At 35.9% G+C, this 12502-nt stretch carries 19 protein-coding genes; 11 read left to right on the forward strand and 8 right to left on the reverse strand.

The features are described 5' to 3' along the window. Positions 1 to 379: 379 nt before the first annotated feature. The 5 genes from ACYQ3A_RS01580 to ACYQ3A_RS01600 form a co-directional block, all read right to left on the reverse strand. Entirely contained in the window at positions 380 to 1717 is a 1338-nt protein-coding gene (locus tag ACYQ3A_RS01580) for a hypothetical protein (protein WP_459895006.1), read from the reverse strand. Between the two features lie 445 nt (positions 1718 to 2162). Beyond that, positions 2163 to 2414 (reverse strand): hypothetical protein, encoded by a 252-nt coding sequence (locus ACYQ3A_RS01585; RefSeq protein ID WP_459895009.1) that lies wholly within the window; start codon positions 2412 to 2414, stop codon positions 2163 to 2165. Position 2415: 1 nt separating this feature from the next. Continuing rightward, the gene (gene hfq / locus ACYQ3A_RS01590) at positions 2416 to 2646 is read right to left on the reverse strand and encodes an RNA chaperone Hfq (RefSeq protein WP_459895012.1); all 231 of its coding nucleotides are present in this window, start codon (positions 2644 to 2646) and stop codon (positions 2416 to 2418) included. Between the two features lie 8 nt (positions 2647 to 2654). Beyond that, complete coding sequence (locus ACYQ3A_RS01595; protein ID WP_459895014.1) at positions 2655 to 2990, reverse strand: helix-turn-helix domain-containing protein; 336 nt, start codon at positions 2988 to 2990, stop codon at positions 2655 to 2657. A 263-nt stretch (positions 2991 to 3253) separates the two neighbouring features. Beyond that, positions 3254 to 3553 carry a hypothetical protein gene (locus ACYQ3A_RS01600; RefSeq protein ID WP_459895017.1) on the reverse strand — a complete coding sequence of 100 codons (300 nt, stop codon included), beginning with the start codon at positions 3551 to 3553 and terminating at the stop codon, positions 3254 to 3256. Between the two features lie 213 nt (positions 3554 to 3766). Between ACYQ3A_RS01600 and mobC the strand changes: the two genes are divergently transcribed. The 7 genes from mobC (at position 3767) to ACYQ3A_RS01635 (ending at position 8258) form a co-directional block, all read left to right on the forward strand. Then, complete coding sequence (gene mobC, locus ACYQ3A_RS01605) at positions 3767 to 4165, forward strand: plasmid mobilization relaxosome protein MobC (RefSeq protein WP_459895019.1); 399 nt, start codon at positions 3767 to 3769, stop codon at positions 4163 to 4165. Further along, positions 4137 to 6101, forward strand: a complete 1965-nt coding sequence (locus ACYQ3A_RS01610) for a hypothetical protein (protein ID WP_459895021.1) — start codon at positions 4137 to 4139, stop codon at positions 6099 to 6101. The genes mobC and ACYQ3A_RS01610 overlap by 29 nt, the downstream gene beginning before the upstream one ends. Positions 6102 to 6288: 187 nt before the next feature. Continuing rightward, complete coding sequence (locus tag ACYQ3A_RS01615; RefSeq protein ID WP_459895024.1) at positions 6289 to 6672, forward strand: HEPN domain-containing protein; 384 nt, start codon at positions 6289 to 6291, stop codon at positions 6670 to 6672. Next, positions 6647 to 6892 (forward strand): hypothetical protein, encoded by a 246-nt coding sequence (locus ACYQ3A_RS01620; protein WP_459895027.1) that lies wholly within the window; start codon positions 6647 to 6649, stop codon positions 6890 to 6892. Before ACYQ3A_RS01615 ends, ACYQ3A_RS01620 begins: the two co-directional genes overlap by 26 nt. Before the next feature lie 256 nt (positions 6893 to 7148). Continuing rightward, positions 7149 to 7523, forward strand: a complete 375-nt coding sequence (locus ACYQ3A_RS01625; protein WP_459895030.1) for a hypothetical protein — start codon at positions 7149 to 7151, stop codon at positions 7521 to 7523. A gap of 9 nt (positions 7524 to 7532) precedes the next feature. Further along, positions 7533 to 7997, forward strand: coding sequence for an HVO_A0114 family putative DNA-binding protein (locus ACYQ3A_RS01630; protein ID WP_459895033.1), 465 nt, complete (start codon positions 7533 to 7535; stop codon positions 7995 to 7997). Then, a complete protein-coding gene (locus tag ACYQ3A_RS01635) occupies positions 7998 to 8258 on the forward strand; it encodes a hypothetical protein (RefSeq protein WP_459895036.1) in 261 nt (86 codons plus the stop codon). It abuts the gene before it with no gap. A gap of 148 nt (positions 8259 to 8406) precedes the next feature. On the opposite strand, the gene ACYQ3A_RS01640 is transcribed toward ACYQ3A_RS01635, so the two are convergent. Together ACYQ3A_RS01640 and ACYQ3A_RS01645 are read right to left on the reverse strand one after the other, a co-directional pair. Further along, a complete protein-coding gene (locus ACYQ3A_RS01640; protein ID WP_459895039.1) occupies positions 8407 to 8874 on the reverse strand; it encodes a hypothetical protein in 468 nt (155 codons plus the stop codon). Then, entirely contained in the window at positions 8871 to 9644 is a 774-nt protein-coding gene (locus ACYQ3A_RS01645) for a hypothetical protein (protein ID WP_459895042.1), read from the reverse strand. Before ACYQ3A_RS01645 ends, ACYQ3A_RS01640 begins: the two co-directional genes overlap by 4 nt. Positions 9645 to 9952: 308 nt before the next feature. Between ACYQ3A_RS01645 and ACYQ3A_RS01650 the strand changes: the two genes are divergently transcribed. The 4 genes from ACYQ3A_RS01650 to ACYQ3A_RS01665 all read left to right on the forward strand — a co-directional run bounded on the left by ACYQ3A_RS01650 (position 9953) and on the right by ACYQ3A_RS01665 (position 12138). Beyond that, entirely contained in the window at positions 9953 to 10495 is a 543-nt protein-coding gene (locus ACYQ3A_RS01650) for a roadblock/LC7 domain-containing protein (protein ID WP_459895044.1), read from the forward strand. 59 nt (positions 10496 to 10554) lie between these two features. After that, complete coding sequence (locus ACYQ3A_RS01655) at positions 10555 to 10785, forward strand: hypothetical protein (protein ID WP_459895046.1); 231 nt, start codon at positions 10555 to 10557, stop codon at positions 10783 to 10785. A gap of 89 nt (positions 10786 to 10874) precedes the next feature. Next, the gene (locus ACYQ3A_RS01660) at positions 10875 to 11549 is read left to right on the forward strand and encodes a hypothetical protein (RefSeq protein WP_459895048.1); all 675 of its coding nucleotides are present in this window, start codon (positions 10875 to 10877) and stop codon (positions 11547 to 11549) included. Position 11550: 1 nt separating this feature from the next. Then, on the forward strand, positions 11551 to 12138 hold the full coding sequence (locus tag ACYQ3A_RS01665) for a GTP-binding protein (RefSeq protein WP_459895051.1): 588 nt from the start codon (positions 11551 to 11553) through the stop codon (positions 12136 to 12138). A gap of 43 nt (positions 12139 to 12181) precedes the next feature. Here ACYQ3A_RS01665 and ACYQ3A_RS01670 read toward each other — a convergent pair. Then, positions 12182 to 12502 (reverse strand): hypothetical protein (locus ACYQ3A_RS01670; RefSeq protein ID WP_459895054.1); only part of this gene is annotated, 321 nt, incomplete at its 5' end.

Consider the following 12502-nt stretch of genomic DNA (forward strand, 5'->3'; position numbering starts at 1 on the left):
ATCGCTACCAAAAACAACTTTTACTTTTTTCATCCTTTTCAACCTCAATCAAAAATTCTCCGCTATAATATCCTCACTTGGAGTAGATTTGTAGTCGAGGAGGAGTTCCTTGGGTGAAAGAGCCGTTTGTTGCTCTTTCGCCCTCTACAGCTTTGTTTCATATCGTCTGACCTACGAAAGATAATTCGGATTCTCACATAGACTGAAGCATAGCCCTATCCCTAAGTTTCTCCCTCATATCCCCCTCCTGCCAGAGGAGGGGAGAAAACTCTTTTGTAACCAGCCGAATCTTTATTTACCACAAACTTCTTCAAGCTACCTCTTCAATGACTTTGCCATTATCCATTACTGGAAAATACAGTTAATATCAGAAAGGGAACTACTGAATTTCCTCAAAAATCACTTCTTTGTGAAATACTTCTTTGAGTTCTTTGCCATATGTTCTTGTAAGCAACTCAGCTACTATTCCGTCAACACACTTAAATACTATTTTTTTGTTACTCTCATAAGCCTTGAGGATTTTATCTTCCCCAAAATAGAGTTTATATAGGGAGTTCTTTCCTTCCAATTTCTTCCTTCCCCAATCCCTCAATATTTCCAGAAGTCTCGGTTTTTCAATGAGTTCTGTTTCTTTATCACTTCTAACATCATTCTCGAAGTATTTTTTAGCCTTTCTTAACCAGATTCTTACCTGTTTCGATGTCATAGAATGTAGAAATCCCCAGATGTTCTGGATTTTCTTTTCCTTTGCTACAGCTTCAACGTATGCAACAAGGATAGCTTTATCTTCATCGGAAAGCTTCTCAAAAGGAATTTCTATCTTTTCAGATCCCGGTGGAGCTACTTCTTTAACAGAAATGGCGTAATTTCCTTCCTCAGTTTGATAAAGTTTCATTCTGAGGTTGGTTTCCTTATTGATTTCCTCTATGGCAGGTTTCAGTCGACCTTCTATTATCAACTTGGGATAAAGATGTTTAGCAAGAGAGTTGAATGTATTGCGATACCAAAACTTTATATCGCTATCAATATAAATATTCCAACTTTTAGCTTTTTCATTAGGTTTATATTCAAGAGCCAAGAGATAAAGAGTTTTGGATATTTCCCTACGTAATTTCTTAACCTCCAACCAAGGTGGACGGCGATACCAATCAGTCTCTTTACATATTCTTATGAAATCTTCATCAAAAGTAATTCTAATTTTTGATGGTTTTCCTCTTCCTTGAGGAATAATTTTCCAATTCTCTATTACTCCAAACTGAGCAGTCACTTTTTTTCCCTGCCATACAAACGAATTTGGGAAATAATAACCATAGAATTTCCACATAGTAAGTAATCTCTCAAGCCTCAAGATATCATTTTTCCCCAGTCTTTTAACTCCAAAAACCTCCTTAGCTATTTTATTTAGACTCTCAATTTCTAAAACTCTTTCCCAATTATTTTCTTCTAAATACCAAATTAGATACAGCAATAAATCTACAGCTTCAGCATTAGGAAACTCCGTTCCACTAGCTATATAAACCATACCAGAGGATATTTTCTTAGTAATTACCAAAAGACCCTTAAGAATTCCTTTTTCTTCTCTTTTTACTTTCTTTTGAACACTGTGAGCATCAGTTACAAGTAATCCAGCAATCGTTATATTATGGTCAAGTTTCGGCTTGACATCTATAAGCTTCGGATTTCCTGACTTGGATCTTAACTGACTAATGTTCGGCAATCAGTCATCTCCTAAGACATTTATTCTCAATAAAATTTATACCAATCAAAATCCGAAGTAAAGATACAAATTAAGTTCGGGTAAGAGGTCGGTTAAGTTCGGGTAAGAGGTCGGTTAAGTTCGGGTAAGAGGTCGGTTAAGTTCGGTAAAAAAGCAAGAAAATCAACCTCTTCCCGTTCCCCACCAAATAGTACACCAAATATGCACACCAAATATCTACCAGCTACGCTGATTTAGCTCTTCATTTTATTTTGATTTTTCATTCATTATTAATCACTATTCATAACAAAACACTTATTGCACTAATTAACACTTATTCCTTATAAATCAAAGCCTTCGGCTTAAAAATAAAAATGTGGCGAAAATTAGATTTTGCTAATTTTCTAAATATTTAAATTTACCATTGAGAAGAATAGACAGGCAGGAGAAAGAGGGAGTATGAGGATTACCATTTCAATTCATTATCTGGAGCATACATTACGAGACTCTGGTAGAGGTTGACCAATCTGCCGTTTTCTTCTACTTTGCCAATTTTTCTTACATGTCCTTTCTTTTCGAGTTTCCATACATAGCTTCTTACGGCGCCTTCCCAATTGATATGAGCTTTATCAAGATTATAGGTTTCTCTTACGAGCTGGTTGATTGTGAATGTTCTCATTCTTTTTAGAGCATTGGCTATTTCTTCTCTTGCTTTCATTCTAATCCTCATTTTCCTGATTTGAAAATAAGTTCCTTACAGGTCTTTCTGGAACAATCGAGGATATTTCACTTTTGTAAATTAGAGTTTGTCCTTTATTGCTTTCCAAAAGGATAGTAAATGTATCAAAAAAGCTAATTCTTCCTTCAAGTTTAGTTCCTTTTAAGAGATAAATATTTACCCGTATCCTATCTTTTCTCAATCTGTTCAGGAATGTGTCTTGAACGTTCATATTTTCTCCTAATCTTCATTTTCTGTTTTCTTTTGCCTTTCCTTGCAGATTCTGTCTAATTCCCTTTCTTTCTTCATTATCAGCGTTTTATTTTTGAGACCTTCAATTCCTTCTTCGTTCCAGATTTTTACCCATCTTGTAATGCTTGTTTCACTTACGTGGAGAATGCTGGCTATTTCGGAAGTTTTAAATTCCCTTAAAGAATCATAACAACCTATGGCTAACAGCTTGAGAATTAGATCTACTTCAGGATTCTTTCTCAGCCTTCTAATTTCTTCCCAGATTTTTTGGTGGTTTAGAACCTTGTAAGCTCTTGGATGTTCTTTGAATATATCCCTGCTCAATTTTTACCTCTAACGGATGTAATCAAGATATAAATTATGTTCTGATGGTTTGATTTCAAAGAAAAAGAAAAGATTGATTAGGCTAATAATTTTCTGCTTTTCTCTTACGACCAGTATAGTCAATAATTTCGAATCCAACTAATAGAAACAGGAATATGGCGATTATCAAGATAATTTCTAACATTTTAATTTCTCCTCAAGAGAATACAGTTCTTTTTTTTAACTTCATAATTCAATCAGAAACTTCTTTCTTTCCCAATCCATTATTTACCTTCTATTTGCTGTAATGCATCTCTAATCATTTCTCTTTCTTCTTTAGATACCTCATTAACTAACTTTAAAGCTGCAAGGTATTTCTTTACTTTTTTTACATCTATACCAGTCATTTGTGATACTTGATTAACTTTTTCTTTCCTAATAGAAATAGAAACTTTCTCATACACTTCTTTTTGATACTTTTTAACCTTCTCCTTTTGCCTTTCATATCTTCTAACTATTTCAAGAACCTTTTCAGGAGTTAAACCCAGCTGTTCAAATTCTTTTATTAATTCCTTTGACTTCATAATCCATCTCCTTTTCAGGTATTTAACAAAGTATATATCATAAGTCAACTTTTATGTCAATAAATGCTATAATCTATATAGCAATCAAACAAAGTTTTTCCTTTTCGGGATTTGTGAATTTAGTCAGGCAAGCTCGCAACGGGTTAACCGTTGCTTCGCTTGGCAGGGGGAGTCCCCCTGCACCCCCTATATAAGGATTTAAGGAGATAAACAATGAAAGTTTTAGGCACAAAGGTAGAGGACGAAGTATATGAAACTTTCAAAGAGAAAGCAAAAGAATCTGGCTTTTGGAGTATTAGCGAGGCTTTAAAAATACTTGTTTATGACTTTCTAAGAGATGAAGGATATGCTCCCTATATTAAGAAAGAAGTTCAAAAAATAAAAGATGAATACCTGAAAAGGGAGAAAGAATGCCAGAAACTACATGCCGAACTTGGAAAAATAGGGAGCAATGTTAATCAGATAGCACGGCAGTTGAATAAAAAAAGATTACCAGCGAAAGAAAGGAAACTTCTCATTGATTTAGTTGTTGAGGTTATAGAGCTCGTTCAAGCCGTGAAAACCAAGTTAGCAGAGGAAAGACTTGGCAATCCTGAAAAGGATAGCGAATAAAAGTGGAGATGGAGCTGGACGCTCCAGATATATTGTTCAGAAAGCAGTGGAGATACGAACGGATATTCCCTCTTATTTTTCTCTTCTTTCTGGAAGAGAACTAACTCCTGAATTGTGTTGGGAGATTGCAAATGAGTACAACCGATTTCTTCTCCTTCATCAGGGAGACTATCGGACTCAGCACTTCGTAGTTTCCTTTGGGCATTTCCTTTCCGATGGAGAGATAGAAAAGGTCTTAGATCTACTTCAAGAAATCTTTGAAGATTCCCTTAGATACCACCTCTTTGCTGTTCACAAAGAGAATCACGGAACGGCATTTCACATTGTAGAGTCAGCTTCTCCAGAAGGAAAACTTCGCCATTTGAGTCAGAAAGAATTTCATGAATTGAAAAGGAAAATAATCAAAGAACTTTCTCCATTTATGAACAAAAAAGAGAAAGAAACTGCACGGAACTATCATCGGGGAATTTCTACCCAAGACTGGATGAGTGAAATAGAAATACATGCCCCAGAAAGGAGCTGGAAAGCTTACATCAGGAAAGCTGTGTTAGAAGCTTCAAAACTCATATCGAACGGTGAAATAGAAAAAGCCATCGACTTCCTTGAATCCAGAGGAATTGAAATCAAGGAAATTGAGCCAGGAGGATTATCCCCTTACGGCAGGAGAATTCGCAGGAAAAGAACTTATGCAGTTTATAGACATCCCCAAAAAGGAATTATTGCTGTTCCTCTGGACAAAAGGATGAAAGCCACTTTTCAGACCTATCAGAATGCCATTCAGGAGTATTACCGTGGACTTGAAGAGATTGAGAGAATTATCGAAGAAAATATCTCAGGAACTGAAAGACCTGGAACTTCAGAAGGAAGAACTGAAGAAAGAAATAGAACACCTGGAGAAAAAGAAACAGGAACTGGAAAAGGAGATAAAGAAGCTGGAGGAGAAAAAGAAATCTACATTGCAGACCTTGACCTCTATATCCCAACAGAAAGTGGAGCTGGAGAAGGAAATAGAAGAGCTCAAACAGAAGAGAAAGAAGGAAAAGACGGCACTTTCGGAGATAGAGATAGATATAGAAAATCTGGAGACCCAGATAGGAGAGAAGAAGAAAGAACTGAAAGATTTAGAACTGAGCATCAACAAGAAGAATCAGGAACTACAAAAAGAAGAGAAGAAACAGAAACACTGGAGAAAAGTGAGTCTTCTAACAGGGATTTTCCTGATATTCAGCTTGGCAGTGAACTATTACCTTTACACCCAACACCGCAAGGTAGAACAGTTTACCCAGGAAATGAAACAGATTCAGAAACAGGAGGCGGAACAACGGGAAAAGAATCTTCAACTTCAGGAAACGATTTCAAAACTCCAGAAGGACATTACCCGACTGAGGAAGAAGAATTCAAAACTCCGGGAGAATCTTTCATTACTTCGGAGGAAAAATTCACAACTTCGGAGAGACCTGATACAGATACAAGACCAATTGAGTCTTTACCTGGAAAAAGGGATTACGGGGAGAGTGGTGGAACTCTGGAATCTGAGGATAGTGGAGGACGAGGGAGATCCGTTCTGCATCCTGATTCCAGAGAAATATCCGATATTCCTCGAAAAAGAGAAAGACAACTGGGAGATAGTCAGAGACCATTACAGGATATGCATCCCTCTCCAGAACAAAGAAAGTGGACCATAAATGGAGAAGAAGTAACCGAAGATGACATAAGAGGAAATCCTGCACTCTATACCAAGTGTGAAATAGAAGAAGTCCGAAAACTTGCATGGGACTATTTGATTGAAGAGATTGATGAGGAAGTGGAATTTCTTGAAAAAATGGGATACTTCAGAGACATTGGGGAAATTGATGAGAGTGAGGAGCTGGAGATAAAGGAAATTAGAAGGAGAAGAGAAGTTGAAGAAGATAGTGGAATGGATTTGGGACTCTGAAAGAAAAATCCCTCTCTCGTCCACATATTTGCCCATTCTCGGACTTTTTTAGTTCAGATAGGTTATGAATCGGCAACGAGGAGAGAGAGGAAAATAATCAACGATAGAAGCTGGGTTATTCCTCTATTAAGAGCATGCCAAGTATGTTAAACCATTAGGTTATACTTGGAAGCATAGGAGAAAACCGATGAACTGGAAAGAAAATTGGATAAAAAAAGCTAAAGAACATAAAAAAGCAGGAGAGATTCTTTACAACACTAATCTTTATAGGGACGCCATAAGTAGATTATATTATTCTGCTTTTTCCATCATGGTTGCAGTATGTGGAGAAGCTCCCAAAGGTAAATGGGAACATAAAGGAATACTTAAACCATTCCAAAAATGGCTCTATACCAATGGAAATCCTTTAAGCAAAACAGAATTGGGACTTCTCAAGGAATTCTATGAACGCCGAAGAGAAGCCGATTATGAAACAAACATGAATTTTTTGCACGAGGAAATTGAGGATTACATTAATCTTGTAAACCATCTTTTTGAGGTGATAGATGATAGCAGAGAAAACAACTCTTGAGATCCTCAATGAAATCCAGGAAGAATTAAACAAGAAAGGCTATCCTGTAAAGGTTGATATTGGAGAACCTGAGGAAGGAGCAGACATCGGTCTGAGGCTTTACATAAACGCTCCACGAGATTGGGAATTAGAGAAACAAATTAGCTCTACCGTTTGGGAAGTCTTGGATAAGTATGATTTGATAGCTTTCATACAAAAATCTTGGAATACTCCAGGTTAACAAAGCAGTAACTGAATTGCAAAGAGGAAAGAAGAGAAAAAGAAACATTTTTGTGAAAAATGTATTTTGCCGAGTTTTATGAGAGATAATCTTTGTAGAGAATCATACCTTTTCAAGTGGATTATCTATGTCTTAAACGGTCGTTAATCGAATATATAGAGGGTTATAAAAACAGTGGTTGAAAAACCTTTATTTTTGCCTATATTTCTCAGTGACAGTTTCAAGAAATTTTTGATTCTCTCTGGGGGAACCGTGATTGAAACTGGAAGGTAGATTTCAAGAGGTCTTAGAGGATGGTAGCCTTGTTATTTTTGAGTATCTCTTTGAAGAGAGAGACGTTTCCCGCTACATCTATACAGATGGATTGAGATATAAGCTGGTTTTGATTATCAAATGGGCAACAGAAGAATCAGCGGTTAGAGTGGTTCTCTACGATAATTACCATGAGTCAGAACCTCACATTCACATTTACGGTAATGAAGGAAGAATCAGGTATGAGTTTACAGGAATAGAAAATCTTTTACTCGATTTTCTTTCTGAGGTTAGAACTCTAACAGAGCTTAATATCGAGGACTGGATAAGGGAAGTGGGACAGGAGGTTTTAAACTCTCCATTCGTAAGGTTTTGGTAGGAGGTAATCATGAAAAAGGATTTCTGGAATGCTAAAAAAGTTGGATTCGTAAAGGTTTCTCTTAAGACTCCAGAAGGAGATAAAGTTATAAGATTTTCTGATTACGAGAGTTTCTATAAAGTCTTTACTCCTCAGAGAGTAGAGATATTAACTCTACTTGCCAAAGAGAAAGTAAAGTCTATCAATGAGCTTTCAAAGATTCTTAACAGGGATAGTAAGAATGTCAGAAACGACATTGGTATTTTAGAAGCTACTGGATTGATTAGACTAAAGAAATATCTTAACCGTAAGATTCCAGAACTTGTTGCTAATGAAATGACTGTTTCCATTAATTTCAAGGAGATTTCTCCTCTTTCCAGAAAAAGGAAAATATCAAGGGAAAGGCTGGAATATGGCATGCAGATGGTAAGACAAAAATATTTACCGATTAATCCTATCAAGAGTCCAGATGTTGACCAGGTAGAGAGGTGCTAAGTGAGGAAGATAAGGATTGTAATTCCTGCTAACTTTAGGGAATATGAGGTTGAAATAAATCCCGAAGATTACATAATCAGTATTTGGAAGGCTGTTCCGAATCTTCCCTATAAGGCTGTTTGTGAGGGATTGATAAAAGGCATTAGGAACCCGGATGCTCATATTCCCGAAATAGTTAGGGAAATTATGAAGTTTAGCGGTAAAGTGGCTTTTTTTACCAGAGAAATGTATCCAGAACTTTGTGAGAAGGATGACGAATGAGAGAAGAATTGCCGGTCTCAACCGTGCTGCTATTTCTACTCTTTTCCACTCACTCCTTTTAATTTCTCAATGATTCTGCTGCAGCTTGCTTCTACAAAAGCCTTCTCCCTATCATCAGCAATTCCACAAACAGTTAGCTTTGCATCTTCTATCCACGGGAATACAACTCTATAATCTTTAATTCTTCAAGTTCTTTTAACTTTTCACATAGCAAATCTTCAAATTCTTCCATGTTAATGGATTTTTCAGATTCATCTGTAATAGCTACCAGATAATAGTTCTGGCTTTTTACAAACCATAAACGAAATACACCAAATTTCACATTAATTAAAGATACCCTATAGTGAAGTAAATTCTTAAATAGAACAACACGATCATTACGTATGCTCTCAGAAATTATTTTTTCAGTGTTTCTGAACAAGTTAAATAACATCTGTACATCTTTATCAAGAAAAAGGCTGCTTCTATTTATAGAATAAATAATTATTCCTTCCTCGTCAAAAACTACAATGGCTTTCAGAAAGTCTTTTTTTGTTAATTTTGCAAACAGTTTTTCTATCTCTTCTGGAATATTTCTCATGTTATCTTCTCTGTTCCAATTAAACAACCATTTCATACTCCTTTATCCTCCAAAAAATATCCATATTTACGGCTTTTCTTTATAGAAAACAGCTCTGTATTGACAAGTTCTGAGAGAAGTAAAATTTTCTTACGTAACCTGGATAATAGAACAGGCAGAGATTCTTTTTTTGAGATATTTCTAAGCTTAATCTCTGTAACGTATCTTTTGTTCTCTTCCCAAGAAATAAAAAGCTGCTTAAGAATGTGTGATTCCGCATTAGATAAATTATACGTTCTATCAGAATCACTAACAGAAATAACTTTTTGATAAAAATCAACATTCACTGTCTTACCATTCGGCAAAAGAACTCTTTTACGGGGTAGTGATAACAGAAAACGTATAAATTCAAAAGAAAATAATTCGTATTCGGATGAGTATGATATTCCTACTTGTGAACGTTCAAAAAGTTTTTCTATATTTTCCACAATGTATTGCTTATCCTCATTATTCTCCACGCTTGAATCGATGGAAAAAAAAGCAAATAACTCAAAAAAAGAATCTCTATATCTTTTAACTTCTGTCACTTCTCTTATAAAGGAATCCATATTATGTCTATTTATGCCTAAATAGATAAAATCCAAACCCACATCGATACAACTACTTGGGTCTTTTCTTTTTTTCGAGAAAAAGCAAGAATTCAGTTCTTTTAAAGAATCAATTCTTTTCATCCTGAAATAGATAGGATATTCATCTTTTAACTTTGAGTACATGTAAGCTAAGGTCATACTATCTCCCCATACTACAAAATCGTATAGGATTTTCATTACCTACTACCTCCCCGAAAGAAGAAAATAAAAGAGATAAAAATTAACAGCTGTTAAGTTTTCATCATTGCTACTACTACAGAGAACTTTTACAATTTTCTGCGAAATTACCAACGAGTACATAGGTAGGAGGAGGATGGCGAAGTCCTTGTTATTTATTAAAAGTAGAACTACCCCCCCCCCGAGCTCCAAAGCCTTGTATTGCAATGGCTAACATCCACTCGCAACCTCTCTTTTCTATTCCTTTACAACCCCTCACATCATACCCTCTCATGAAATGTCAGGTCGACCAGGGAGGAAAATGAGTTATGAATTTTATAAAGAGAATATTCAACAACTCAACTACAAAAAAAGGAACAGAAAAATCTTCCCTAAAAGAGAATTTCAGCTCTGAAGAACATCTACAAACATACCCCGTTGCAGAACTTTTAATGGGAAAGAATTCTGAACTTAACGGAGAAAATCTGCTTTCTCAAAAATACGAAGAGGGAGGTGAGATCATGGCAACAGCAAAAGACATGGAAAAGCTCCTTGCCCAAGTCGTAAAAGATAACGGGTTAGAAGGAGCAGTAATAGCAGACGCGGAAGGTTTACCACTTGCGTCTTACCTACCTTCCGGTCTCGATGAAGACGAAGTAGCTGCAGCCTCAGCAGCCATTTTAGCCATCAGCGATTCTAAACTGGGGGACAGCGGTAAAGGTAAAGTGGTCCAGGCATCCATTGAAGCTGAGAAAGGATACTTGGTAATAGCTCCGGCTAAAGGAGAGTATGTTATCAGTGTTCTTGCACCGAAAGAAGCTAAACTCGGAATTATTTTGTCTGCCGTAAGAAGCATTGAAAAGAAACTATAAACCAGCCCTTCTTTTAGCTAAACGCTATGAACCATCACTTTAGTTAGAAGGAGGCAATTATGAGTAGGAGCGAGGAAATGATGGAAAAGCTTAATGAACTTAATGCCAAGAGGAAAAATGGAGAAATTTCAGCAAGAGATTACTATAAGGGACTAATGGCTCTATTGGTCGAATTGGGACAATCTCTCCAACAAGAAGAAATTTCTGAAGAAGACGTAAAGAAACAAATACCACTCCTAAAGGTGTTTATAACAGAGCAAATCAAAAAAATGGGAGCACGAGGTCATTAGCCTTTCTTTATAAATCATGAGAGTCCTCCTCGGACTCTCTTCAATAATCTCTAAACCCTAAATTGGAGAGTGTTCTTAGGAGGATAATCGTGGGATTTTCTATCAACGACAAAATACATATTGGACATCTCAGTTTCGACATACAAACAGAGGCAAAAGGAAACAAAATAATTGGAGAAATCCTTTCACAAGGGAAGGTATTACAAAGAATAGAGAAAGAAAATCCCAAGCCCAATTCCCAACAAGAAAGAACACTTACATTAGAACTACATAAAAGTCTCAAACAGTTAATCATATCCAAGATTCAAGAAAAATCGAAATCCAAAAAAACCAAAGTAATTAAAGTCTTAGAAGAATTAAACGAACACAAATTAAGAAAAGAGTTACTAAAATATTTAGAAATCAATGAAGAGAATCTCAAAATATTCTTTTTCAGAGAAGAAAATGAAAAAATAGAAATTCATTCAATTTTTGACAGCAATTACAAAAGCTTTAAGATTGATAAGTGGATAGAGTCCATTGAAGAAGAATTCTTTACCAAATCAGCGCTATTGGAATTTTGTGGAATTCCCCACTTAATTCTCTTACCTATCAAATGGCAGGAGCACGAAGCGATCATCTTGCTTTTAAATGAGAAAGATAGAAAATTCAAAGCAGTATTAGTAATAACTAATGTTCGCATTTCCATCATAAGACGAAAAATACACAATAATTCAAACATTCTTAAACAAATAGTCAAATCTTCGAGCAAAGGAAAAGAATGAAATGGCAATAATTAACCACGGAAAAAAAGAAATCAACCTTAAAATAGTTTACTGGGGTACAGGATTAGGAGGAAAAACGGAAAACGTTATACAGCTAAGCAAAATTCTTGGTTGTCCAGAACCTATAATTCTCAGTACAGAAAAGGGGAGAACCCTTTTCTTTGACTTCAATCCAATAGAAAAAGAACTTCCTAACGGACACAAAGTTAGATTTTCAATATTTACCACTCCGGGACAAGTGATTTACGCAGGAGCAAGAAAACTCCTTCTTGAAGGTATTGACGGCATCGTTTTTGTAGCAGACAGTCAAGAAAAGAGACACGAATCAAACATAATTTCTATGGAAGAACTCACCAGAGAATTGGAAAAAAGAGGAACATCAATAGAAGAAGTTCCGTTAGTAATACAATACAACAAAAGAGACTTGCCCAAAATCCTTCCAGTAGAAACATTAAGAGCAGATTTAAACCCATTTAATCGTCCAGATTTAGAAGCAATCGCCGTTAAAGGTATTGGAGTCAAAGAAACCTTTAACGAAATAGCAAAACTTTCTCTTAAAGAAATACTATATAAACAAGCCCTGTTTTAACACAATTTGAAACCAAGGCTTAGAAGAATATTTTAAAAACCCATCAATAAATAGCAAAGCCTGAAATTACGGAATACTGACCGAAAACTTCTCCCTTTTTTGGCTCTACCGACGCAAATGATAGAAAGCCAAGTGCTTCTTCTACAACCTCCTTATCCTTATCTTCATCTTCGATGTCCAGAATCAAAACTCCATCTTCAGATTCCTCATACTTTTGAAGAAACCATAATGCTCTTTCGGGAACGGTATCGTAGCCATAGACTTCCATCCTGTAGTTTTCACTCTCAAGAATCCATCGATTAGGGTCTTTTCTCCAGTTTCCTTCTTCCCACGCCTTTATAAGCTCTCCCATAAACTCCGATAT

It is taken from the genome of Desulfurobacterium crinifex, from assembly GCF_054656775.1.